Below are 24,269 nucleotides of genomic sequence, written 5' to 3' on the forward strand. Positions count from 1 at the left end.
GCCACGCCACTCCAGCGGGACGGGGCCGGCCGCCGTTACGGCACGCCCCTGCGCCGGCGTCCTGAGGGGCGGCCCTGGAGGTGTCAGGTCTCCTGCGTCAACGTCCTGAGGGGCGGGCCTGAGGGTGTCAGGTCTCTTGCGCCGACGTCCTGAGGGGCGGGCCTGGAGGTGTTCAGGTCGCCTGCGCCGACGTCCTGAACCGGGCGCGGTAGGCCGAAGGCGTCACGCCCAGGTGGCGGAGGAAGGCCCGCCGCAACGACTCGTCGCTCCCCATACCCGAACGCGTCGCCGCCCCTGTGACCGTTTCGCCGGAGTCGAGGAGCGACTGGGCGGCCTCCAGCCGTACGGACTCCACGAACGCGGCGGGCGTGCACCCCACCCGCTCGTGGAACAGCCGCGTCAGGTGGCGCACGCTCACGCCGGCTCGCGCGGCCATCGCGGGCAGGGAGTGGTCGGCCGCGGGATCGGCGGTCACCCCGTCGAGCAGCTCACGCAGTGGGTCGTGCGCGGGGCGGGGGGTGCGCGAGGCAACGGAGAACTGCGACTGGCCGCCCGGTCGCTGCAGGAACACGACCAGGTCGCGGGCGACCTCCCTGGCCAGCTCGGCACCCGTGTCCTGCTCGACCATGGCCAGCGACAGGTCGATCCCGGCGCTGACCCCCGCCGAGGTGAGCACGTCGCCCGACCGCACGTAGATGGCGTCGGGTTCGACCTCGATCGCGGGGTAGCGTCCGGCCAGCGTGGCGGTGTGGCGCCAGTGGGTGGTGGCCCGCCTGCCGTCCAGGAGCCCCGCCTCGGCCAGCACGAACGCGCCCGTGCACACCGACGCGACCCGCTTCGCCGCGAACGAGGCGACCATCTCCACGACCTCTCCAGGCGGTAGCCGTGCAGGCAGGTCGGGCGAGCCGGGCACGACGAGGGTGTGGGCGCGTGTGACCGGCTCCGTCGCCTCCAGCCGGACGCCGGTCGAGGTCGTCACGGGCGCGCCGGTGGGCGAGCAGAGCCGCACCGTGTACGGCCCGCCGAAGCCCGCGGCCGTGCCGAACACCTCGAGCGGCGCGGTCACGTCCAGCAGCCGCACCCCGTCGTAGGCCAGAATCACGATGTCCATATATGAGGGATAGTAGTCCTGAAGGACATGGCCGCGATACGGTCCGGGTCGGCACGATGAGGTCATGGCAGAACGCATCGCTGACATCGAGATTCCTGACAGCAGCCTGGCGCGCGAGGCCACCGAGCTCGTGCGCGACGTGGCGGCGGAGCTGCTGTTCGACCACTCCCGCCGCGTCTACCTGTTCGGCGCCCTGCGGGGACGCGGGCGAGGGGTCGCCTACGACCCGGAGCTCCTGTACGTCGGGGCCATGTTCCACGACCTCGGCCTTGCCGACCGGCACCTCGAGTCCCGGCAACGGTTCGAGATCGACGGCGCCGACGAGGCGCGCGCGTTCCTCCGCTCGCACGGGGTGAGCGAGCAGGACGCCCAGGTGGTGTGGACGGCGATCGCGCTGCACACCACGCCCGAGATCCCCTGGCATATGGAACCCGAGGTGGCGCTGGTCACCGCGGGCGTCGAGGTGGACGTGCTGGGGATCGGGTACGACGAGGTGCCCGCCGCCGCACGTGAGGCGATCGTCGCCGCGCACCCGAGGCCGGACTTCAAGCAGCGGATCCTTGCGGCGTTCACGCAGGGGATCGAGCACCGGCCCGCCACCACGTTCGGCAACGTCAAGGCGGACGTGCTGGAGCACTTCGTGCCCGGGTTCGTCCGGGGTGACTTCGTCGACGTCATCAAGAACTCCCCATGGCCCGAGTGATCCGCACCCGCTCTTCGAGATCTACACCAAAGGAGATATGTCATGACTCGTCCGCCTGTTCCGCCCTTCACTGAAACCGACGCTCTGGCCAAGGTCCAGGCCGCCGAGGACGCGTGGAACACGCGTGACCCGGCGCGGGTGGCTCTCGCCTACACGCCCGACTCGGTCTGGAGGAACCGGGACACGTTCGTCACGGGGAGAGAGGCGATCGAGCGGTTCCTGACGGATAAGTGGGCGCGGGAGTTGGACTACGCGTTGCGGAAGGAGCTGTGGGCGTTCGGTGAGGACAGGATCGCGGTGCGCTTCCAGTACGAGTGGCGGGACTCGTCGGGGCGGTGGTGGCGGAGCTACGGGAACGAGTTGTGGGAGTTCGACGGCGAGGGGCTGATGCGGAGGCGCGAGGCCAGCATCAACGACGTCTCCATCACGGAGGCGGACCGCCGCATCCACGGCCCGCGCCCGCTCGCCGAGCACGGCGTCCCGTTCCCCCTGGCCTGACGTCTTCCCCCACACCACTCTTCGCCGCACCGCCTTCTGACCTTCTCCCGCACCGCCTTCTGACCTTCCCCCGCACCGCCTTCTGACCTTCCCGGCACCGCCTTGTGACCTTCCCGGCACCGCCTTGTGACCTTCCCGGCACCGCCTTCTGACCTTCTCCCGCACCGCCTTCTGACCTTCTCCCGCACCGCCTTCTGGTCATCCCCCGCACCACCTTCTGGTCTTTCCTCCGCGCCACCTTCTGGGTCCTTTTCGTCGGACTCGGATGGTGACGGCGTGCCGCCTCCAGGTGCGGCCCCGCCGGTCCCGCTGACGACATGACCCGCTTGGGCGAGGGCCGCTTGCGCGGGCGGTGCTAGGCAGTGCCCGACCGCTTACGCGCCGGGTCCGGCTGGCTATGCAGGGATACGGCCGGCCTTGGCGCGGGTTGGTCCGGTTCCCGGGCGAGGTCCTGCTCGCCCGCGCATGGGGCTCAGCCCGCGGGGCCCTGCTCGCTTCGGCTCGGAGGTCGGGTCTGCGGGGTGCTGTCGCTTCGGTGTGGGGCTCGGCCTATGGGGTCCGGCTTGCTTCGGCGCGGAGGTCGGGCCTGCGGGTCCGGCTTGCTTCGGCGTGGGGCTCGGCCTGCGGGGTCCTGCTCGCTTCGGATCGGATATCGGTCTGCAGGGTGCTGCTCGCTTCGGGGTGGAGCTTGGCCTACGGGGTCCGGCTTGCTACGGCGCGGAGGTCGGGCCTGCGACGTCCGGCTTGCCTCGGTGTAAGGCTCGGCCTGCGGGGTCCTGCTCTCTTCATCACGAAGGCCTGTGGAGTCCGGCCTGCTTCGGGGCGGGGTTCGGCTGTGCCATCCGACCTGCTTTCGCGGGTTCGGCCCGCTCCCGGTGGATCCGGCCTCCTCGCCGTAGGGCGCGGCCCGGTCGTTGGGTGCGGTCGCTGTCGCGACGGGGCGGCCCTCAGGTGTGCAGGGCCAGCCCTCGGGTGGGCGGGAAGCCGACCCCTCGGGGTGGCGAGGGGACGCCTGCGACGCCGCAGATCTGGGATGGTCGTGGACCTGTGAGCCGTGGACCTCGGGATGCTGTGGGGCTGGGAGGCGTGGGCCTGTGACGTCGTGACCCCGCGGTGCTGTGGGGCTGGGAGGTGTGGGCCTGTGACGTCGTGGACCCCGGGATGCTGTGGATCTGGGAGGTGTGGGCCTGTGGCGCCGTGCCCCGCCACCTCGTGGACCAGAGAGGCCGCGAAGGTCTGGGGGAGGTGGTGCGGAGGGGGAGTCTGCCGGCGGTGGGTGGGGCTGGAATGGGCGAGCGAACACTGATGGGCCGACCTCGAGGGCGGGCGCGCCGGGGTCGGGGAGGTCGCGTGGGTGGGTGTCCGGGAGGACGGGCTCCGCGTCACGGGATGCCTGGGATCGCCGGGGTCGACACAGGTCGCGGCGTGGAGGGACGGATGGCGTCACGAAGGGGTGAGTCGCTGAAGGCGGGTGAGTGCGCCGGGCCCTCGGCCAGGCGATGACCCGCCGGGACGAGACACCCTGTCGCGGGGGCCGCCGACGCCGGACGTATCCCCCCGACGGGGGCTCGACCTGGCGTGAGGATCGTCCTGATGGTCGATCGCCGGAGGGCGGGGTGCTTGAGGTAGGGAGGGCGCGGGGGCGGTCGGGCGGCGACGATGCTCGTCGATGGGCGGGGCGGGGTGGTCACGGAGAGTTCGTGGAATGGCGGTGGAGTCGCGAGGGCGAAGGTGTCCGGAAAGGGGGTTATTTCCCGGTAAACCGAACCCGTTCGTAAAGCGTCTACGCGTCTGACGCGTTTCGTGCATTTCCGCAAATGGCTTGAAATATCATGGCGACTTGAAATCCTTAGTGTGTCCGTTCGATTACCCCCCGTTATCGTCGCTTCAATGTGACCAATCCGTAGCCGTTCGCTATGACGACAGGCAGTACCAGTGCGGGCATCATGCCTAACGTGAGCGAGGGAAGCGTCGCCGACGCCAAAATTGGGGTAAGGCTTGCGTCGAGACTTCCGGCAAGATCGGATGAGTCCGACCTTCGGGAACTGACGAGCCTCGCCGTCCAGGGGGATCGCAGCGCGATCGAATCTCTGCTCGGGGAGCTCCGCCCGATGGTGGTGCGCTATTGCCGTGCGCGCCTTGGAAGGGTTTCAGGGCAATATCACATTGCCGATGACGTAGCCCAGGAAGTGTGCATCGCCGTCCTGTCCGCGCTGCCCCGTTATCGGGACATGGGGCGGCCGTTCGCCTCGTTCGTGTTCGGGATCGCCTCGCACAAGGTGGCCGACGCGCTGCGCAGTTCGGTGCGCTCGGCCGTACCGACACAGGATCTGCCCGACGGGCCCGACGAGGGGCCGGGGCCGGAGGAGACCGTCGTCCGCTACATCGAGGTTGAGCAGGCCCGCAGGCTGCTGTCGCGGCTGCCGGACAACCAGCGCGAGCTGCTGCTGTTGCGGGTGGTGTCGGGGCTGTCGGCTGAGGAGACGGGTAATGTACTCGGCATGACACCAGGTGCCGTGAGGGTCGCCCAGCATCGGGCGCTGGCCAGGCTACGGCAGATGGCCGAGCTGGAGTCGATCGCTTGACCGAAGACGAAAGCGACGCGCTCCTCGACGCGTTGTCACGGGGTGAGCCGCCGCCCGTGTGGGATCCGGCAGCCAGACTGCTCGCGGCGCTGGTCGAAGACGTCGGTCAGTGCCGCTCTTCGGTGTCGATGACGCCGTCGACGTAGCCCCTGGCGTACTCCCAGCTCACGTAGTTGGACGGGTCGGGGTGGAAGGCCGGCTCGTGCACCTGCGGCTGGCCGTTCTCGATCATCTGGCGGAGGTTGCCGCGCAGCAGCTCCCAGTCGAAGAAATGCTGTTCCGAACATTCGGGGCAGTCGAGGACCAGGCCGAGCACGCCCTGCGGCTCCAGCAGCGAGCGGAAGACCTCGACGTCGGCGAGGTCGGTGATGGCCTCGTCGCGTTCGGCAGCCGTCAGCGGCTCGGCGTCGTCGAGATCACCCAGCGCTGAGCTCGGGTCGTTCGGGTCGTCCGCGAACGGGTCCTGTGGCACATCTTCCAGCACCTTCCCACCATAAGACCGATGGGGTGCTTCAGGTGAGCCATCCCCTCCGCGCGGCCTCGACGCCCGCGTGGAAGCGCGACTGGGCGCCCAGTTCGGCGATGGCGCCGGCGAACCTGGCACGGACCGTGCGGACCGACACGCCGAGGTGGCGCGCGATGGAGTCGTCGCACATGCCCTGCGCGGCCAGGCGCAGCACCTGCACCATGCCGTCGCTCTTGCGTCCCCACGGCAGGGGTACGGCACGCGCCCACAGCTCCTCGAACAGCGAGCGCAACACCCCCACCACGATCGGCGCGCGGACGACGTAGAAGTTGTAGGCGTGGTCGGGCAGGTTGCCGCCCCAGGCGGCGGGCAGTCCCGCCACGCCGGGCCCCGCGGTCATGAACCAGCTCGGCACCTTGTCGAGCGTGCGCACCTGCCCTCCGCTGGCCAGTAACCGGGTCAGCTGGTCGCGCACACCCGGCAGCGGGAGCGTCGAGACCGGGATGATCGCGCGCAGGGACAGCAGCTTCCGCTGCTGGGCGTCCACCCACGGATCGGCGAACTTCCTCGCGAAGTCGAGCATGGTCCGCTCGTCGGGGATGGCGGTGAGCAGCTCCATCGGCGGCGACTGCACGGCGATGCCGACCACGCTCTCGTACAGGATGTCGGCGCCGCTGACCAGTTCGACGGGGAAGGGGCCGCTCTGGTAGTCGCGGCCGGCGTCGTAGTCGCGGATCAGGTGGCGGATCGAGCTGAGCGCCGTGTCGATGCGACGGCTCTCCTCCGCCAGCAGGTCGAGGCGCTGGGCGATGAGCCTGCCGAGGGCGGCGGCGGGATGGCGGGCGAGGTAGTGGCCCGACTGCTCGTCGACCACGCCGAGCCGTACGAGGTCGTCGAGCTGCCTGCCGACGGTGTCGGCGGGGCCGTCCATGGCCGCGGCCAGCTCGGCCAGCGTGGCCCTGTGCAGCCTCAGCACCGCCGTGTACAGCGCGGTCTGTGCCGGATCGAGGCCCAGGGTCTCGAGCGGGTCTGACATGGTGCTGGAGAAGTTGCGCATGTGCGGTGCTCCGTAGAGGGGACACGGGCGTGCCGCGAGGATAACCCGGTCGCCTCGCCCTGTCCCGTCCTTGCGCCGACTCCTCGGCCCGGGGTGCAACTTCGTGCAATTGCACGTTTTCACATTGCGATGTGCCATCGCGTAACGCAGCATTAACCCAGCGTCGGCACCCGGAAGATGAGCAACGCCGCCACTTGGACGCGGAGGGGGGTTCGGTGGCATTCGCGCCTCATCTGAGGCTGCCGGTGGCCGGAGAACCGGGGCGGATCACCGACCGCCCCGGTTCTCCGGCACTTCTCGATGCGTGGAGGACGACGGACCGTGGGGGTCATCGTCCTCCATCCCGGCCATGATCCTTTTGGGCGGACCCTCTAAACTTGCTGCCACAAGCATGTATGGCGGCTGGAGGGGTCACGGCATGTCCAAGTTCACTGAGACGGGGCTCACGTTCGACGACGTGTTGCTCGTACCCGCTTATTCGGACATGCAGCCGGGTGATGCCAATACGGGCACCCGGCTCTCGCGCGGCATCACGCTGTCGATCCCGCTGGTCTCGGCGGCGATGGACACCGTGACGGAGGCGCGCATGGCCGTGGCGATGGCCCGCCAGGGCGGCATCGGCATCCTGCACCGCAACCTGTCCATCGAGGAGCAGGCGCAGCAGGCCGACCTGGTCAAGCGCTCCGAGGCCGGCATGGTCACCAACCCGGTGACGTGCTCGCCTGAGGACACCCTCGCCGACGTCGAGCGGCTCTGCGCCAACTACCGCATCTCCGGCGCCCCCGTGACCGACGCCGACGGCGTGCTCGTCGGCATCGTCACCAACCGCGACATGCGCTACGAGAGCGACCAGCGCAGGACCGTGCGCGAGGTCATGACCCCGATGCCGCTGGTCACCGCGCCGGTCGGGGTGTCGCGCGACGAGGCGTTCGCGCTGCTCAAGACCAACAAGATCGAGAAGTTGCCGCTGGTCGACGCCCAGGGCAGGCTGCGCGGCCTCATCACCATCAAGGACTTCACCAAGAGCGAGCAGTACCCGCTCTCCACCAAGGACGCCGACGGACGCCTGGTGGTCGGCGCGGCCATCGGCGTCGCGGGCGACGCCGAGCAGCGCGCGCAGGCCCTCATCGAGGCGGGCATCGACGTCATCATCGTCGACACCGCGCACGGCGACTCCAAGGGCGTCGGCGACATGATCGCCAAGGTCAAGGCCAACAGCCACGGCATCGACGTCATCGGCGGCAACGTCGCCACCCGCGCGGGCGCGCAGCTGCTCATCGACGCGGGCGCCGACGCGGTCAAGGTCGGCGTCGGCCCCGGCTCCATCTGCACCACCCGGGTGGTCGCGGGCGTGGGCGCGCCGCAGATCACCGCCATCCACCAGGCCTCGCTGGCCTGCGGTCCTGCGGGCGTCCCGCTGATCGGCGACGGCGGCCTGCAGTACTCGGGAGACATCGTCAAGGCCATCGCGGCCGGCGCCAACACCGTGATGCTCGGCTCCCTGCTCGCAGGCTGCGAGGAGTCGCCCGGCGACCTGATCTTCATCAACGGCAAGCAGTTCAAGTCCTACCGGGGCATGGGCTCGCTCGGCGCGGTCCGCAACCGCGAGCGCGGCGGCACCTCCTTCAGCAAGGACCGGTACGGCCAGGGCGAGGTCAGCTCCGAGGACAAGTACATCCCCGAGGGCATCGAGGGTCAGGTGCCCTACCGCGGCCCGGTCTCGGCGGTCACCTACCAGCTCGTCGGCGGTCTCCACCAGGGCATGTGGTACGCCGGGTGCCGCACGATCGAGGAGATGCACGAGCGCAGCCAGCTCATGCCGATCACGTCCGCGGGGCTCAAGGAGAGCCACCCGCACGACATCCAGATGACGGTCGAAGCTCCCAACTATCACAGAAGGTAACCGTTTTGATGACTCAGGTGGAGATCGGCCGCGGCAAGACCGGCCGCCGTGCCTACGCGCTCGACGAGATCGGGCTGGTGCCCTCGCGGCGCACGCGTGACCCGGAGGAGGTCTCGATCGCCTGGCAGATCGACGCCTACCGGTTCGAGCTGCCCGTCGTGGTCGCCCCGATGGACAGCGTCGTGTCTCCCGACACGGCGATCGCGATAGGCAAGCTCGGCGGCCTGGCGCCGCTCGACCTCGAAGGGCTGTGGACGCGCTACGAGGACCCGCGGCCGCTGCTGGAGGAGTGCGCCGCGCTCGACACCGAGGCGGCTACGCGCAGGCTGCAGGAGATCTACGCGGCTCCGATCAAGGAGGAGCTGATCGGGCGGAGGATCCAGGAGATCCGCGACGCGGGCGTGACCACCGCGGTCCGGTTGTCGCCGCAGCGCACGGTGCAGTTCCACAAGACGGTCATCGACGCGGGCGTCGACATCTTCGTCATCCGCGGCACGACGGTCTCGGCCGAGCACGTGTCGAGCAAGGCCGAGCCGCTGAACCTCAAGCAGTTCATCTACGAGCTCGACGTGCCGGTGATCGTCGGCGGGTGCGCCACCTACACCGCGGCCCTGCACCTGATGCGCACGGGCGCGGCGGGTGTGCTGGTGGGCTTCGGTGGCGGCGCCTCCCACACCACCCGCAACGTGCTCGGCGTGGCCGTGCCGATGGCCACGGCGATCTCCGACGTCGCGGCGGCGCGGCGGGACTACCTCGACGAGTCGGGCGGCCGCTACGTCCACGTGATCGCCGACGGCGGCATGGGCACCTCGGGTGACATCGCCAAGGCGATCGCCTGCGGGGCGGACGCTGTCATGGTCGGCTCGCCGCTGGCACGGGCGACGGAGGCTCCGGGGCACGGGTTCCACTGGGGTTCCGAGGCGCACCACCCGGACCTGCCGCGCGGGCGCAGGGTGCAGTTCGGGACGGTGGGCACGCTGGAGCAGATCCTGCACGGGCCCTCCAGCGTGGCCGACGGGTCGATGAACCTGATGGGGGCGCTGAAGCGGACGATGGCGTCGACGGGCTACTCCGACATCAAGGAGTTCCAGCGCGTCGAGGTGGTCGTCGCGCCGGTCCAGCGCTGACGTCCGACAGACGGGAGGACCCGCACCGCCGTACGGGGGTGCGGGTCCTTGTCGTTCGCGGGGTGCCGGGTCGGACGGGGTCCGCCACCCGCCACGGGGGCGTCCGCCGCGAGGCAGGGTTCCGTCATGATCTCTCCCTGGGTGCGAGCGCGGCCGGCGGGGAGGGGAGTTCACGGTGCGAGCCTGGGGGCGGGGCTCAGGCCCGGCTGTACCAGGTCACCCTGGCCCCGTTGCTGAAGGTCTCGGTCTGCGTGGGGGAGAACCGGGTGGGCCTGAAGTCGCCGGAGAAGGCGGGGATGCCGGTCCCCGCGACCACCGGGTAGTGCTTGATGATCAGCTCGTCGATCTCGGGCAGGACGGTGGCGGCCAGCCTGCCGCCGCCGCACAGGTAGATGTCCATGCCCTCCTCCTTCTTCAGCCTGCGCACCAGTTCGAGCGGCTCCCCTCGCACGATCTCGACCTCAGGGTCGGTGCTGTCGGGCAGCGTGGTGGACACGACGTACTGCCGCAGCGGGCTGTAAGGGCTGGTCACGCCGGCGTCGAGGCCGGGGATGTAGGTGCCGCGGCCCATCACCACCGTGTCGAAGCGGCGCGCGGGCGCGTCGAGGCCGACCATCGCGCGGATGTGCGCGGGCACCGTCTCGGGAACGACGGGGCCCGCGCCACTGGCGGGACTGAGCGAGGCGCTGGAGGCGCTCCACTCGGCGGTGCCGGCGCCGGTCCTGCGGGACCTGCCCGAGCGGCCGTGGCAGGCGGGACAGCTCGCCGCGCAGGTGCGCGCCTGGTGCGCAGGGTGGCGGTCCAGGGGTGGCCAGGCCGATCGGGCGGTGAAGGAGGGCGCCAGGTGGTTGGACGGCTGGCGGCCGGGCACAGCCGGGGCGCGGCCCGCGTTCGGCGCGGGCGACGGCAACCTCGCCAACTTCCTCTGGGACGGCGAGCGGGTGCGGGTCGTGGACTTCGAGGACTCGGGGCGCTCGGACCGGGCCTTCGAGCTGGCCGAGCTGGCCGAGCACGTGTCGGCCTGGGTCGACGGCGAGGTGGACGTCCTGGCCGGTGTCGAGCTCGACCACGCGGAGGCGGTCAGGGTGCGGGAGTGCCGCAGGCTGCAGGCGCTGACGTGGCTGTTCCTGCTGTCGGGAGAGGGGCCGCGCAACCCGCCGGGGACGTTCGGGAGGCAGGCCGAAAGGGTGCTGCGGGCGCTGGACGGCTGACTTGCCTCAGCGCCGCCTGGCCCGGCGTGCCGGCCCGGCCGCCAGCCCGGCCAGCAGTACCGCGGCCGCGACGGCGCCGCCCGCGATCGGCCCCCAGGAGGGGCCGCCGGGAGAGGAGCCCGCCGCCATGGGCGAGACGTCCCCTGTCTCCTGGGAGGCCTCCGGCGAAACGGGCACCGGGGCGGCCGGGGTGCCGAGGGCGGCGAGCAGGTCCTTGGAGACGGACTGTCCGAGGGCTCCGGGCGAGCCGGCCTCGTCGCCCCGCCGCAGCGGCCCGGTGCCCGGCCTGAGCTCCAGGTTCCCCTCGCACAGCGACGAGTACAGCGACGTGCCGGGATCCGTCGCGAACAGCCCGCTCGCCGCCGCGCCCGACGACGCGAACACCAGGTAACGTGTCCCCGCCCTGAACGCGTACCCGCAGGAGGCCGAGTCGGCGTTGGTCGCGATCTCGGCCGACGCCGCGCGTCCCCCTTGTAGACCTGGTCGACCGCGAACGTGACCACATAGGGCGGGGTGGGGCCGAGAGGCGATCCGGGCAGCCGCCGGACGGCCTTCACCGTTCCGGTGAACACCGCTGCCGAGCGGGTCATCGCCTCCTTGGGGACGAAGGCCGCGCAGCTGCAGGCGCATGCCGTACCGGCAGGGGCGAGGACGACAGCAGCGATCAGGGCGAGGGCGGCGAGTAGGCGCATGCCCACTCACACGTACGCGCGGCGCCCCAGGTTCAGGACAAGACGCCGAGCAGGTGGGTGACCTCGCGTGCCACGGCCTCGCGGCCCGCCTTGAGGTACTTGCGGGAGTCGACGACCTTGGGGTCGTTCGCCAGGTACTCGCGCACGGCTCCGGTGAAGGCCTTGTTGAGGTGCGTGGCGATGTTGATCTTCTTCATGCCGTGCCGTACGGCATCGCGCAGGTTGTCGTCGGACACCCCCGACGAGCCGTGCAGGACCAGCGGCACCGGCACCGCGGCGTGCAGGTCGGCGATGAGCGCCAGGTCGAGCACCGCGTCCTTGGTCGTCATCGCGTGGGAGGTGCCGACCGCGACGGCCAGGGCGTCGACGCCGGTGCGGGCGACGTAGTCGACGGCCTCGTGCGGCTTGGTGCGGGCACCGGGGGCGTGCACGCCGTCCTTGCCGCCGACCTCGCCGAGCTCGGCCTCCACCCAGACGCCGTGCGCGTGGCAGTGGGCGACGACCTGCGCGGTGGCGGCGACGTTCTCCGCGTCGGGCAGCGCGGAGGCGTCGAACATGACCGATCCGAGGCCCAGCGCGACGGCCTCCTCGACCAGGGCCCTGTCGGTGGCGTGGTCCAGGTGCACGGCCACGGGCACGGCAGCGCGCCTGGCGACGGCGAGCGTGGCGAGGGCGACGGGTTCGAGGGCGCCGTGGTAGCGGACGGCGTTCTCGCTGATCTGCAGCACCACGGGCGCGCCCGCGGCCTCCGCGCCCGCGACGATCGCGGTCGCGTGCTCCAGCTGGATCACGTTGAACGCGCCGACGCCCGCCTTCGCGCTGCTGACGATCTCTGCGATGCCGACGAGAGGCATGGTGCTCCTTCTTGGTTCCTGGCAGGTTGCTAGGCGATGACGATGTCGGGGAGGACGGCGTCGAACACGCCACGGTCGAAGTCGCCCGCCACCGGCGCGGCGACGGCGGCGGCTCCCAGCGCGGCCGCCCTGCGCAGCAGGTCGGGCCACGGCAGGTCCTCCACCAGGCCCAGGGCGAGCCCGGCCACCAGCGCGTCGCCCGCGCCCGTGGGGTTGCCCTCCACCCGGTACGGCATGCGCGCGCGGAAGGTTCCCTCCGGCGTGATGGCGTGCAGCCCTTCCTCGCCCATCGACACGACGACCGCCCCCGCTCCCTCGGCCAGGACGGCCTCGGCGCCGCCGTCGGGGAAGGCGCGGGCCAGCTCGTCCTTGTTGGGCTTGACGATCGAGGGCCGCCCTCTGGGCGCGTGGCGCAGCGGCTCGCCGTCGGCGTCGACGATCGTCGGCACGCCGGTCGTGGCGGCGAGCGTGGCGTAGAGATCGGAGGGGACGCCCCGGGGAAGGCTGCCGGAGATCACGACGGCCTCGGCGTCCTCGGCCAGGCGTTCGAACCCGGCGAGGAAACGGTCGAGCTCGTCGCCGGTCACGAGCGGGCCAGGCTCGTTGAACAGCGCCGTGGTGCCCGAGTGGATCGCCAGCGTGGTGCGGGAGTCGCCGGAGATCGGGGTGAGCGCGGAGGGCAGGCCCGCGGCGTCCAGGTCGGCGCGGATGGCCTCCCCCGTCGGCCCGCCCGCGAGGCCCGCCACCACGACCTCGCGGCCGAGCGCGGCGAGCACCCGCGCGACGTTGACGCCCTTGCCACCGGCACGCCTGTGCACCGAGGAGACCCGGTTCACCCCGTCCCAGTCGGCGTCGGGCACCTGGTAGGTGACGTCGAGGGCGGCGTTGAGCGTGACGGTGAGGATCATCAGGGCTCCGTGATCCAGTCGCCGCGCTTCATGACGCCGGCGACCTCGAGGGAATCGTTGAGGACGACCAGGTCGGCCACCTTGCCCACCGCGATCGACCCCACCTGGTCGGCGACGCCGAGCACGCGGGCGGGGGTCAGTGAGGAGATCTCGACGGCCTCGGCGATGGAGAGCCCGACCTGCTGGACGGCGCGGCGGAAGGCGACGTCCATGGTGAGGGTGCTGCCCGCGATGGAACCGCCCTCGGCCAGGCGCGCCACGCCGTTGCTGACGTCGACCTGCATGGATCCGAGCACGTAGGTGCCGTCGCCCATGCCGGTGGCGGCCATCGCGTCGGTGATCAGCGCCGTGCGCCCTGGCCCCGCGACGGCGTAGGCGAGGCGGAGCATGGCGGGGTGGACGTGGACGCCGTCGTTGATCAGCTCGACGGTGACGCGCTCGTCCTCCAGGAGCGCCGCGATGGGGCCGGGCGCGCGGTGGCCGAGCGGGGGCAGCGCGTTGTAGAGGTGGGTGGCGACGCTCGCGCCCGCGTCGATGCCCGCGATCGTCTGCTCGTAGGTGGCGTCGCTGTGGCCGAGGGCGGCGATGACGCCTTCGGCGCTCGCCGCCCGGATGGTGTCGAGCGCCCCGGGCAGCTCGGCGGCGATGGTCAGCATGCGCACGTGGCCGCGTCCCGCCTTGACCAGCTCGCCGAACTCCTTCGGGTCCGGCTCGCGCAGCAGCTTGGGGTTGTGCGCGCCGCAGCGGGCCTTGGAGATGTAGGGCCCCTCGAAGTGGATGCCGGCGAGGATCCCCTCCTCGCACAGGTCGGCCAGGGAGGCGGTGGCGGCGGCGATGTCCTCGATCGTCCCCGTCACCAGGCTCGCGACCATCGTGGTGGTGCCATGACTCTCGTGGAGCGCGACGGCGTCGCGCGCCTTGTCCTGCTGACCAGCGGGGAAGGACCCGCCCGCGCCGCCATGGTTGTGGATGTCGACGAAGCCGGGCACGACCAGCCGCCCGGCCAGGCTGTGGCCCGCTCGGGGGGCGGGTCCGTGACCGACATGCGTGATGCGGCCGTCTTCGATGGTCAGCCACCCGTCGTGAACTCCCTCGGGAGTCGCGATACGGGCGTCGGCGAGAGTAAGGCTCATGAAGAAAGAATCACAGATCGCGTGAGGTGCATCGGCTCGTCGGGGTCGAGTCCGCGGGCGAAGGCGCGCGCGACCGCGACCCGCTGGGCGCGGATCAGCTCGGCCATCGGGTCGAGCGAGGTCTCGAAGAACGTGCCGCCGGTGGCTTCGACCTGCTCGCGCAGCCCTTCGGGCGCCGTGCCGAGCATCCAGGTGACGCGGCCGGGGCCGGCGATGCTGATCGGGCCGTGGCGGTACTCCATCGCCGGGTACGCCTCGGTCCACGACCTGGAGGCCTCGCGCATCTTCAGCGCCGCCTCCTGCGCCAGGCCGACCGACCAGCCGGTGCCGAGGAAGCTGAACTGCTCGGCCTCGACCAGCTCGGCCCCCAGCGGGGCGGAGACGGCCTCGCTCGCGTCGGCGATGGCCTTGGTGAGGTCCTCGCCGAGGCTGGCGCGCAGCAGCGCGAGCTGGGTGGTGGCGAAGCGGGTCTGCACGACCGACCGCTCGTCGGCGTAGTCGAGGACGATGACCTGGTCGGCCAGCGTCATGACCGGGGTGTTGGGGTCGGCGGTGATGGCCGTGGTCCTGGTCCCGGTTTTGCCGAGCAGGTCGAGGACCTCGGTGGTGGTGCCCGAGCGCGTCAGCGCGAGCACTCTGTCGTAGCCGCGGCCGAGCGGCGCCTCCGACGCGGCGAAGGCGTCGGTCTCACCGAGGCCCGCCTGCTCGCGGAGCGTGGCGTAGGCCATCGCGATGAACCAGGAGGTGCCGCAGCCGACGACGGCGACCCGCTCGCCCGGCTTGGGCAGGGCGTCGGCCGGGATGCTCTCGACGGCTCTGCGCCAGCAGTCGGGCTGAGACGCGATCTCGGCCTCGGTGTGGGTGGTCACGGCTTCCTCCCGATTGTGTTTGTTTCTGCTCTTTTTATATCAGAAAGGAGCACAACTGGGCAGTGGTAGTGGGCGCGTCATCGGATGTGCCACCCTTGCCTCCATGAGCCGTTATGACCGTTGGAACGCGATCCTCGAGCTGCTCGCAGAGGAGGGGCGGCTCTCGGTCGAGGAGGCGGCCCAGGCGCTCGACGTCTCCACCGCGACCATCCGCCGAGACTTCGACCAACTCGCTCAGCAGCAGATGCTCATGCGCACCCGCGGCGGTGCCGTCGCGCAGAGCGTCAGCTACGACCTCCCCCTGCGGTACAAGACCGCGCGGCACGCCGACGAGAAACACCGCATCGCCGCGGCCGCGGCCGAGCTGGTCTCCCCGGGCGCCGTGGTCGGGATGAACGGCGGCACCACCACCTCGGAGCTGGCCCGCACGCTGGCCACCCGCTCGACGCTCGAGGCCGGGTTCACGATCGTCACCAACGCGCTCAACATCGCCTCCGAGCTCACCGTCCGCCAGCACGTGAAGATCGTGGTGACGGGAGGGGTGGCCAGGCAGCAGTCGTACGAGCTCATCGGACCTCTGGCGAGCGGCGTGCTCGAGCAGGTGACGCTGGACGTGGCGTTCCTCGGTGTCGACGCGCTCGACGTCGAGCTGGGCGCCTCCGCCCACCACGAGGGGGAGGCCGCGGTCAACAGCCTGCTCATCGGCAGGGCCGCCCAGGTCGTGGTCGTGGCCGACTCCTCCAAGCTGGGCAAGCGGGCCTTCGCCAGGATCTGCCCCGTCAACCAGATCGACACGCTGGTGACCGACGAGCGGCTGTCCGACGACATGGCGAGCGGCTTCGCCGACGCCGGGGTGAAGGTCATCAGGGCGTGAGCGGGAACGCCAATGTTGTGGCGCAGCTCAAAGTCCGTTAACGCTCGACCCCGACGAAAGCGGGTACGTTTCGTGTCATGACGGCGAACATCGGAGCCTCCAGGCTCGGCCCCGCCGAGAGATCGGCCGCGCTGGCCGCGCTAGCGGAACGAGAGCTTGACGTGGTCGTCGTGGGCGGCGGCGTCGTGGGCGCGGGCGTGGCGCTCGACGCGGCCACCCGCGGCCTGGCCGTCGGGCTCGTCGAGGCGCGGGACTTCGCCTCAGGCACCTCCTCCCGATCCTCCAAACTGATCCACGGCGGCCTGCGCTACCTCGAGCAACTCAACTTCGACCTGGTCAGGGAGGCGCTGCAGGAGCGGGCGCTGCTGCTCCAGCGCATCGCCCCCCACCTGGTACGGCCGGTGCCCTTCCTCTTCCCGATGACCCACTACGGATGGGAGCGCCCCTACGTGGGGGCGGGCGTGGCGCTCTACGACACGCTCGGCTTCGCGTCGGGACTCACCCGTGGCGTACCAGGGCATCGGCACCTGTCCAGGAGCAGGGCGCTGCGGCTGGCCCCCGCGCTCAAGCGAACGGCCTTCACCGGCGCCGTGCAGTACTGGGACGCCCAGGTCGACGACGCCCGCTACGTGATGACCATGCTCCGCACCGCGGCCGCCTACGGCGCGCACGTGGCGCAGCGGGCCCAGGTGGTCGGCTTCCTGCGCGAGGGGGAGCGCGTCACCGGGGTGAGGGTGCGCGACCTGGAGAGCTCCACCGAGGTCGAGATCAGGGCGCGGCAGGTCGTCAACGCCACAGGGGTCTGGACGGACGACATCCAGGAACTGGTCGGCGGCAGGGGCCAGATCCACGTGCGGGCCTCGAAGGGCATCCACCTGGTGGTCCCGCGCGACCGCATCCACTCCCTGACCGGGATCATCCTGCGCACCGAGAAGTCCGTGCTCTTCGTGATCCCGTGGGGCCGGCACTGGATCATCGGCACCACCGACACCGAGTGGACCCTCGACAGGGCCCACCCCGCCGCCTCGCGGGTCGACATCGACTACCTGCTCGACCACGTCAACGCCGTGCTCTCGGTGCCGCTGACCAGGGACGACGTCGAAGGCGTCTACGCCGGGCTGCGCCCGCTGCTGTCGGGTGAGTCGGAGGAGACCTCCAAGCTGTCCAGGGAGCACGTGGTCGCCCACCCGGTGCCCGGCCTGGTGATGATCGCGGGCGGCAAGTACACCACCTACAGGGTGATGGCCAAGGACGCGGTCGACGCGGTCGCGCACGGCCTCGACCAACGCGTGCCCGTCTCCTGCACCGACCGCATCCCGCTGGTGGGCGCCGAGGGCTACCAGGCACTGTGGAACTCCCGCCACCGGCTCGCGCACAGCTCGGGCCTGCACGTGGCGCGCATCGAACACCTGCTGCAGCGGTACGGCTCGCTCATCGACGAGGTGCTGGAGCTCATCGAGAAGGACCGGTCGCTGGCCAGGCCGCTGAACGGCGCCGACGACTACCTGCGCGCCGAGATCGTCTACGCGGCCACCCACGAGGGGGCCAGGCACCTCAACGACGTGCTGACCCGGCGCACGCACATCTCCATCGAGACCTTCCACCGCGGGCTCGCCGTCGCACAGGAGGCGGCCGAACTGCTGGCGGAGCCGCTGGAGTGGGACGACGACCACGTGAAGAGGGAGGTCGAGTACTTCTGCAAGCGGGTGGAGGCCGAGCGGCTCTCCCAGGAGCAGGACACCGACCAGGAGGCCGACGCGATCCGCCTGGGCGCCCCGGAGATCGTTCCCGTCGCCCTCCCCACCCATCCCTGACCCGCCCCGCAAGGTGGTCCCCGGCCCTTCGAGGAGCCGGGGACCGAGGAACGGCAGCGGTCAGGCGAGCGGGATCCAGGCCTGCTCGTCCAGCGTGTTCAGGTCGTTGACCTTGATCCCCGAAGGCGACACCGTCCACAGTGAGTCACCGATCACCAGCGACCGCTGGATGTTCGGCTCGTAGGTGTAGTTCTCCTCCTTCACCCGGGGGTGCTTGATCGTGCCCGCCTCGCTCACCCCGCTGTCGGTGATCTTCAGCACCATCGCCCCGGACTCCGACTCGCCGTTCCTGTAGCTCGACACGGGGATGACGGCGGTCCCGGTCTTGGGCCAGTACAGGAACGCGTGCGGGTCCCACTCGGCCTCGGAGCCCGAGTCCTTCTGGAACAGCTGCGACAGCCGCCGCGGGTTGGCCGGGTCGCTGACGTCGAACAGCGAGACCTGGGTGCCGAGCGTCCTGCCCTTCTCGCTGGCCTCCTGGCCGAGCCCGATCAGCCTGCCCTCGCCCGCCGGGTGCAGGTACGCCGAGTAGCCGGTGATCTTGAGTTCGCCCGTCACCTTCGGCGCGGCGGGGTCGCGCAGGTCAAGCGTGTAGAGCGGGTCGACCTGGCGGAAGGTCACCACGTATCCCACGGGGCCGATGAAGCGGACCGAGTAGATGCGCTCGTTCCTGCCCAGCCCGCCGACCTCGCCGACCTTGGCCAGCGTGTCGGCGCGCAGCACGTAGACGCTGCTGGAACTGGTCTTCTGGTCGGCCGTGGTGGTGGCCACGCGCAGGTTGCCCTCGTACTCCGACATGGCGTACTGGTTCAGCAGCCTCCCGGGGACCTTGCCGGACGCGACGTACTTGGGGGCGCCCGCCTGGCTGATGTCGAAGCGGTGGACCTCGGTCTCCTCAGGCGGGACGGCGGGGCCGGTGGCCGGGGCGCCTGATCCCGTGGGCGTGGGCTCGTCGATGGGGGCGAGCGCCGAACCCGACGACCCGGTGGAGGAGTCGGCGGAGGCCGCGGGGGCGGAGGCCGTGGCGGACGGCGCGTCCGACGGCGAAGCCGGGGGCACGGGCGTGGTCGTGCCTGACACGGTGGCCGGCGGCTGCGGCGTGTCCGCCACCGGCACCGGCTCCATCGGGACGGGGAACCACCAGCGCGGGTTGCTGGTCACGTACAGGCTGGTCCCGGTCCCGTACACGGTGTCGCCGTCGGCCGCCACCGCGATCGGGTCGGCCGCCGAGGCCCCCAGATCCCGCGTCAGGTCGATGGAGTGCACCGTCAGCAGCGACGTCCCGGTGTACTCGTCGGGGTGGCTGACCTGCTCGCACTTCACGGACTCCTCGCGCGACCTGCCCGAGGCGTCGGTGATCGTGAACTTCGGCAGCCACGCCGAGATCGGCGCCTGCCGTACGACGGCCTGGTTGACCTTGATGCGCTCGGCCTCGGGCACGTCCTCGCGCGGCTGCGGGAAGGTGATGTCGGGCTGGCTGCGCACGACCAGCCGGACGGTGGAGCCCACGAGCCTGGCGTCCACGTGCATGCCGCGCGGCTCGATCGTGCCCAGCAGCCTGGGCTCGCCGGACAGGTCGACGAGCGCGTACTGCGGGCCGCCGGTGGGCGCGAAGGCGCGCTTGGCCACGGCGCCGAACGGGATGCCGCCGCCGTTGAACAGCACCAGGGCCCTGTCGCCCGACACGAGCAGGTCGCCCGCGACCCAGTTCTCCTTGGCCAGCTCGAGCGTGCCCGTGACCTTTCTGGTCGCGGCGTCGATGACGCGGAGCTTGCCGTGGCTGACGGTGATGACCCGCTTGCCGTCCGTCTTGACCAGGTCGGGCTCGTCGACGCCCTGCTCGTGCACGTTCGTGGTGGAGTGGTCGGCTGCCTTGCCCTCGGCCGTCGACTGGGGGACGGCCTTGCCTGCGACGTCCGAGCGCTCCATGTACATGATGGGCGGCCCGCCGAGGCCCCATGACGAGACGTTCTTGGCGGTGTTCTCGCGCAGCCCGGACAGCATGTCGTCGCAGCTGCTGTAGGAGACCAGCTTCACGTCGCTCAGGTCGAGTGGCGCCGCGGTGCGCGGGGCGACGGAAGAGGAGCAGGCGGCGGCCGCCGTGGCGAGGGCGGCGGCGGTGAGCGCCGTCCGGATCAGCGTCTTCATGACCACCTACACGGGCGGGCGCGCGGAACGGTTCATGAGGTTCTGGTAAATGTCGGGCTGAAGCCGACGCCGTTCGGGATGTCGAGCAGCGTGCGGACCTCCTTGCCCGCGAAGTCGACGACCTCCACGCGGTCCCTGGTGGCGTTGTCGAGCTCCCAGCAGTAGAGGTGGGTCTCGTCGTACCAGCCGAGGAGCTTGTCGCAGGAGGAGGACACCTTGCGCAGCCGGTCGCCCGAGGCGCTGTCCCAGAGGCACAGCTCGCCCGCGGCGCCGTCGGGGCAGCGGGTGGCGAACGTCCTGCCCGAGGGGGAGAAGATGTCCTGCGTGCCCGCGGGCAACTCGCCGACGTTGACGGCGTCGCGCACCTTGTTGCCCGAGGCGTCGAAGAAGCGCAGGTCGGAGCCGAACAGGTTGACCACGCCCTCGCTCCTGCCGTCCCAGCCGAAGGAGCTCTTGCCCGTCACCTTGACCACCTCGGCCTTCTTCGTGGCCACGTCGACGATGGCGAAGCCCAGGTAGAGCCAGTCGTCGCCCTTGGACTGCTCGACATTGAGCAGGATCTTCGAGCCGTCGGCCGACCAGGCGCGGATGCTGCTGATCAGCGGCTCCTTGACGGTCTTGATCGACGTCTTCCTGTCGGTCCGCTGGTCGGTGATCTCGACGGAGTCGTAGCGGTCGGAGGTGTAGTTCTTGCTGCGTCCCGCGAGGTAACGGCCGTCAGGGGACAGCAGGGTCTCCCAGTTGCCGCCGTAACGGCTGAACGGGCCCGTGAGCGCCCCTCTGGCGTAGTTGACCCACTCCTTGGAGTTCTTGTTGTAGACCTCGTAGGAGGTGAGCTTGATCGGGTCGCCGGAGTGCTCGTAGGCGGTGGCCTGCGTGCCGAGCAGCCGCTGCTTGGTCAGCGCCTGCGTCGGCACGGCCGTGCGGGACGGCGTGGCCGAGGGCTTGGGCGTGCTCTTCTGCGCGGCCGACGACGGCGAAGGCGTGGGGCGCCCGGCCAGTCTCTCCCACGGCACCGCGATGACCGCCACGATGACGAGCAGCGCGACGACGCCTGCCGCGAGGCCGACGACCAGGCCGGTCCTGCTCTTCTTCGGCGGAGGGTAGGCGCCCACCGGATAGGTCGCGGGTTGCCACCCCCTCGGGGGGCCCTGTGGAGGTCCCTGCGGCGCCCACTGGCCCTGAGGGGGCGGTGGCCCCGTGGGACCGGGCGGAGGGAAGCCGGGGTTGGACACCTGTGGGTGCGGCTGGGGTTGCGGCGAGCCTGGGGACGGATAGGTGTGCGGACCGCCCGCGACGGAGGCGGCGGCCGCGGCCTCCTGCAGCATGCCGCCGGGCGTCACCGGGTGCTGCAGCAGCCGCATGATGACCTGCTCGGCCGTGGGCCGCTGGGCCGGGTCCTTGGACAGGCAGGCGTGCACCACCCCGCGCAGCGGCTCGTCGAGGCCGGACACGTCGGGTGCCGCGTTGAGCACCCTGTTGATGACCGCGGGCATGGTGTCACTGCCGAACGGCGCGCGGCCCGAGGCGGCGTAGGCGATCGTGCTGGCCCAGGTGAACAGGTCGGCGGCGGGCCCCACCTGGTGACCGAGTAACTGCTCGGGCGCCATGAACGACGGTGTCCCGACCGGGGAGGAACTGATCGTGGAGGTGGCGTTCAGCGCTCTGGCGATGCCGAAGTCGATCACGCGGGGGCCGTCGGGGGCGATGATGACATTGGCGGGCTTGAAGTCGCGGTGCACGATGCCCGCCTGGTGGATCGCGGCGAGCGCGGTGGCGGTGCCGATCGCCAGGCGGTGGAGGGCCGGCCCGGTGCGCGGGCCCTGCTCCTGGACCACCCGCTGCAGGGAGGGTCCCTCGATGTACTCGCTGACGATGTAGGGCCTGTCGTGCTCGGCGCCCGTGGCCAGGACCTGGGCGGTGCAGAACGGGGCGACCTGCTGGGCGACCCGGACCTCGCGCAGGAACCTCTCGGCGCTGACCGTGTCGCCCGGACGCAGCCACTTGATCGCGACGCGTGCGCCCGTGCGGTCGGCGGCGAGGTAGACGACGCCCTGGCCGCCCTCGCCGAGCCTGCCGAGAAGCGTGTAGTCACCGAGCCTGGCCGGGTCTCCAGATCTGAGCTGGTCGTAGGGCGACATGTACGGAATTCTCGCGTGTCGCCATAACGGTTGAGCCACCGAACATTCTTCCAGGTTTGCCGCGAGGCCTCAGCCGAACCCGGCGAGCCGTTCCCGCCGCTGCACGCTGCGACCCTCGAAGGCCTGGTCGACGGCGTCGTTCAGCGGGAGACGGGCAGGTCTGGTGAGCTGCCCAGGCGTGTTCATGTGACTCTGATGAAGGTGGGACCGTAGTCCTCGTCGTCCGGGCTCTCGAGCAGCGTGCGAACCTCATCGCCGGCGAGGTCGACGACCTCGACGCGGTCCACGGAGGCGTCGTCGAACACCCAGCAGTAGAGGTGGGTCTCGTCGTACCAGCCGAGGAGCCTGTCGCAGGAGGAGGACACCTTGCGCAGCCGGTCACCTGAGGCGCTGTCCCAGAGGCACAGCTCGCCCGCGGCGCCGCGGGGGCATTCCGTGGCGAACGACCTGCCCGAGGGGGAGAAGAGGTCCAGCATGCTGTCGGGAACGTCACCGATGTTGACGGCGGCGCGCACCTTGTTGCCCGCGGCGTCGAGGAAGTACAGATCGGAGCCGTAGAGGTTGACCACGCCGTCGTTGCGGCCGTCCCATCGGAAAGGACGGTCGTTCTCGCCCGCGACCGTGACCACGCTCGCCTTCCGCGCCGCCACGTCGACGATGACGAAGCCCGTGTGGAGCACGTTCTCGCCCTTCGTCTGTTCGACGTCGAGCAGGATCTTCGAGCTGTCCTTCGACCAGGAGATGATGCTGCTCGCCAGCGGGTCCTTGACGGTTGTCACGGCGGCCTTCTGCCGGCCGGTTCTCGTATCGGTGATCTCGATGGAGTCGTAGCGGCCGGCTGTGTCGTTCCTGCTGAGCCGGGCGAGAAGGCTGCCGTCGGGGGAGAGCTGGGTCTCCGTGGCACCGTCATAGTGGCGGAACGGGCCCGTCAGCGTGTCCCTGGCGTAGTTCTCCCACGCATTGGTGCCCTTGCTCTTGAAGTCGTAGGACGTGAGCCTGATCGGATCGTCGGGGCGCTCGAAGAGGGTGGACCGCGTGCCCGGTATTTGCTGCTCGGCCACTCCCTGTGTGGGCCCGTCCGAGCGGGACACGACGACGGCCACCACCGCGAGGAGCAGCGCGGCGAGGGCCGCCGCGAACCCCGCGACCAGCCTTTTCCTGTGTTTCCTCAGCCGCCTCGGACGACTCGTCCCGGGTCGGGCGGCGGTCGACGCCGAGCCCTGCCCGGTTCCCAGTGGTGACTCGGCGGGACCTCGAGGCGGAGGGACGACCGCCTCTGGACTCTGAAGACGTGGGGGGTCGCGGCCAGGGAGAACAACGGTGGGCGCGATGGAGGCGGCGGCCTCCGGCGACATGCAGCCAGGGGCCACCGGGTGCTTGATCAGCCGCTTGATGACCTGCTCGGCGGTGGGCCGCTGGGAGGGATCCTTGGACAGGCAGGCGTGCACCACCCCGGCCAGCGGCTCGTCGAGATCGGACATGTCGGGGCGCTCGTTGAGGATCCTGTGGATGACCGCGGGCATGGTGTCGCTGCCGAACGGCGCGCGGCCCGAGGCGGCGTAGGCGATCGTGCTGGCCCAGGCGAACAGATCGGCGGCGGCGCCGACCTGGTGCCCGAGGAACTGCTCGGGCGCCATGTACGACGGTGTCCCGACGGGGGAGGAGCTGATCGTGGAGGTGGCGTTCAGCGCTCTGGCGATGCCGAAGTCGATCACGCGGGGGCCGTCGGCGGCGATGATGACGTTGCCCGGTTTGAAGTCACGGTGCACGATGCCCGCCTCGTGGATCGCGGCGAGCGCGGTGGCGGTGCCGATCGCCAGGCGGTACAGGGCGGTACCCGCGCGCGGGCCATCCTCCTGGACGACGTGCTGCAGGGTGGGCCCCTCGATGTACTCGCTGACGATGTAGGGCCTGTCCTGCTCGACGCCCGTGTCCAGCACCTGGGCGGTGCAGAAGGGGGCGACCTGCTGGGCGACCTGGACCTCGCGCAGGAACCTCTCGGCGCTGACCGCGTCGCCGAAACGCAGCCATTTGATCGCGACGCGCGCGCCCCAGGGGTCGTCCGCGAGGTAGACGACGCCCTGGCCGCCGTCGCCGAGCCTGCCGACGATCGTGTAGTCACCGAGGTGTGACGGGTCTCCTGACCTGGGCGGATCGTAGGACCGCATACGTGAA

General features: G+C 70.8%; 20 protein-coding genes. 8 read left to right on the forward strand and 12 right to left on the reverse strand.

What is annotated here, in order from left to right; all coding sequences use genetic code 11:
* Positions 1-172: 172 nt before the first annotated feature.
* Entirely contained in the window at positions 173-1,111 is a 939-nt protein-coding gene (locus AC3EO4_RS03960) for a GlxA family transcriptional regulator (RefSeq protein WP_379570669.1), read from the reverse strand.
* Between the two features lie 64 nt (positions 1,112-1,175).
* On the opposite strand from AC3EO4_RS03960, the gene AC3EO4_RS03965 reads away from it, so the two are divergent.
* The 3 genes from AC3EO4_RS03965 (at position 1,176) to AC3EO4_RS03975 (ending at position 4,897) form a co-directional block, all read left to right on the forward strand.
* A complete protein-coding gene (locus AC3EO4_RS03965) occupies positions 1,176-1,814 on the forward strand; it encodes an HD domain-containing protein (protein WP_431893823.1) in 639 nt (212 codons plus the stop codon).
* A gap of 42 nt (positions 1,815-1,856) precedes the next feature.
* Positions 1,857-2,312 carry a nuclear transport factor 2 family protein gene (locus AC3EO4_RS03970; protein ID WP_379570673.1) on the forward strand — a complete coding sequence of 152 codons (456 nt, stop codon included), beginning with the start codon at positions 1,857-1,859 and terminating at the stop codon, positions 2,310-2,312.
* A gap of 1,946 nt (positions 2,313-4,258) precedes the next feature.
* A complete protein-coding gene (locus AC3EO4_RS03975) occupies positions 4,259-4,897 on the forward strand; it encodes a sigma-70 family RNA polymerase sigma factor (RefSeq protein ID WP_379571507.1) in 639 nt (212 codons plus the stop codon).
* Between the two features lie 106 nt (positions 4,898-5,003).
* Here the strand turns inward: AC3EO4_RS03975 and AC3EO4_RS03980 are convergent, their stop codons facing one another.
* Both AC3EO4_RS03980 and AC3EO4_RS03985 read right to left on the reverse strand, forming a co-directional pair.
* Positions 5,004-5,381 (reverse strand): DUF5319 domain-containing protein, encoded by a 378-nt coding sequence (locus AC3EO4_RS03980; protein WP_379570675.1) that lies wholly within the window; start codon positions 5,379-5,381, stop codon positions 5,004-5,006.
* Positions 5,382-5,409: 28 nt separating this feature from the next.
* Entirely contained in the window at positions 5,410-6,420 is a 1,011-nt protein-coding gene (locus tag AC3EO4_RS03985; protein WP_379570677.1) for a helix-turn-helix transcriptional regulator, read from the reverse strand.
* A gap of 418 nt (positions 6,421-6,838) precedes the next feature.
* Between AC3EO4_RS03985 and guaB the strand changes: the two genes are divergently transcribed.
* Both guaB and AC3EO4_RS03995 read left to right on the forward strand, forming a co-directional pair.
* The gene (guaB, locus tag AC3EO4_RS03990; RefSeq protein ID WP_431893825.1) at positions 6,839-8,323 is read left to right on the forward strand and encodes an IMP dehydrogenase; all 1,485 of its coding nucleotides are present in this window, start codon (positions 6,839-6,841) and stop codon (positions 8,321-8,323) included.
* Between the two features lie 8 nt (positions 8,324-8,331).
* Complete coding sequence (locus AC3EO4_RS03995; protein ID WP_379570681.1) at positions 8,332-9,450, forward strand: GuaB3 family IMP dehydrogenase-related protein; 1,119 nt, start codon at positions 8,332-8,334, stop codon at positions 9,448-9,450.
* Positions 9,451-9,646: 196 nt separating this feature from the next.
* On the opposite strand, the gene AC3EO4_RS04000 is transcribed toward AC3EO4_RS03995, so the two are convergent.
* The gene (locus AC3EO4_RS04000; RefSeq protein ID WP_431893827.1) at positions 9,647-10,066 is read right to left on the reverse strand and encodes a dihydrofolate reductase family protein; all 420 of its coding nucleotides are present in this window, start codon (positions 10,064-10,066) and stop codon (positions 9,647-9,649) included.
* A gap of 7 nt (positions 10,067-10,073) precedes the next feature.
* Here AC3EO4_RS04000 and AC3EO4_RS04005 point away from each other — a divergent pair, with 7 nt between their 5' ends.
* Positions 10,074-10,661 carry a phosphotransferase gene (locus AC3EO4_RS04005; protein WP_431893828.1) on the forward strand — a complete coding sequence of 196 codons (588 nt, stop codon included), beginning with the start codon at positions 10,074-10,076 and terminating at the stop codon, positions 10,659-10,661.
* A gap of 6 nt (positions 10,662-10,667) precedes the next feature.
* Here AC3EO4_RS04005 and AC3EO4_RS04010 read toward each other — a convergent pair whose 3' ends face one another.
* The 5 genes from AC3EO4_RS04010 to AC3EO4_RS04030 form a co-directional block, all read right to left on the reverse strand.
* Entirely contained in the window at positions 10,668-11,045 is a 378-nt protein-coding gene (locus tag AC3EO4_RS04010; RefSeq protein WP_431893830.1) for a hypothetical protein, read from the reverse strand.
* Positions 11,046-11,385: 340 nt separating this feature from the next.
* Positions 11,386-12,207 carry a class II fructose-bisphosphate aldolase gene (locus AC3EO4_RS04015; protein WP_379570689.1) on the reverse strand — a complete coding sequence of 274 codons (822 nt, stop codon included), beginning with the start codon at positions 12,205-12,207 and terminating at the stop codon, positions 11,386-11,388.
* A gap of 29 nt (positions 12,208-12,236) precedes the next feature.
* Complete coding sequence (locus AC3EO4_RS04020; protein WP_431893832.1) at positions 12,237-13,115, reverse strand: 1-phosphofructokinase family hexose kinase; 879 nt, start codon at positions 13,113-13,115, stop codon at positions 12,237-12,239.
* On the reverse strand, positions 13,115-14,248 hold the full coding sequence (gene nagA, locus AC3EO4_RS04025; protein WP_379570693.1) for an N-acetylglucosamine-6-phosphate deacetylase: 1,134 nt from the start codon (positions 14,246-14,248) through the stop codon (positions 13,115-13,117). Before nagA ends, AC3EO4_RS04020 begins: the two co-directional genes overlap by 1 nt.
* Positions 14,245-15,117, reverse strand: a complete 873-nt coding sequence (locus AC3EO4_RS04030) for an SIS domain-containing protein (protein ID WP_431893833.1) — start codon at positions 15,115-15,117, stop codon at positions 14,245-14,247. Before AC3EO4_RS04030 ends, nagA begins: the two co-directional genes overlap by 4 nt.
* A gap of 103 nt (positions 15,118-15,220) precedes the next feature.
* On the opposite strand from AC3EO4_RS04030, the gene AC3EO4_RS04035 reads away from it, so the two are divergent.
* A complete protein-coding gene (locus tag AC3EO4_RS04035; RefSeq protein ID WP_431893835.1) occupies positions 15,221-15,991 on the forward strand; it encodes a DeoR/GlpR family DNA-binding transcription regulator in 771 nt (256 codons plus the stop codon).
* A 77-nt stretch (positions 15,992-16,068) separates the two neighbouring features.
* Complete coding sequence (locus AC3EO4_RS04040) at positions 16,069-17,805, forward strand: glycerol-3-phosphate dehydrogenase/oxidase (RefSeq protein ID WP_379570699.1); 1,737 nt, start codon at positions 16,069-16,071, stop codon at positions 17,803-17,805.
* A 60-nt stretch (positions 17,806-17,865) separates the two neighbouring features.
* Here the strand turns inward: AC3EO4_RS04040 and AC3EO4_RS04045 are convergent, their stop codons facing one another.
* The 3 genes from AC3EO4_RS04045 to AC3EO4_RS04055 all read right to left on the reverse strand — a co-directional run bounded on the left by AC3EO4_RS04045 (position 17,866) and on the right by AC3EO4_RS04055 (position 24,262).
* The gene (locus AC3EO4_RS04045) at positions 17,866-19,953 is read right to left on the reverse strand and encodes a beta-propeller domain-containing protein (RefSeq protein WP_379570701.1); all 2,088 of its coding nucleotides are present in this window, start codon (positions 19,951-19,953) and stop codon (positions 17,866-17,868) included.
* A gap of 32 nt (positions 19,954-19,985) precedes the next feature.
* On the reverse strand, positions 19,986-22,094 hold the full coding sequence (locus tag AC3EO4_RS04050) for a protein kinase domain-containing protein (RefSeq protein WP_431893837.1): 2,109 nt from the start codon (positions 22,092-22,094) through the stop codon (positions 19,986-19,988).
* A 182-nt stretch (positions 22,095-22,276) separates the two neighbouring features.
* Positions 22,277-24,262, reverse strand: a complete 1,986-nt coding sequence (locus tag AC3EO4_RS04055; RefSeq protein ID WP_431893839.1) for a serine/threonine protein kinase — start codon at positions 24,260-24,262, stop codon at positions 22,277-22,279.
* Positions 24,263-24,269: the final 7 nt, after the last annotated feature.

Source organism: Nonomuraea sp. bgisy101 (genome assembly GCF_057708945.1).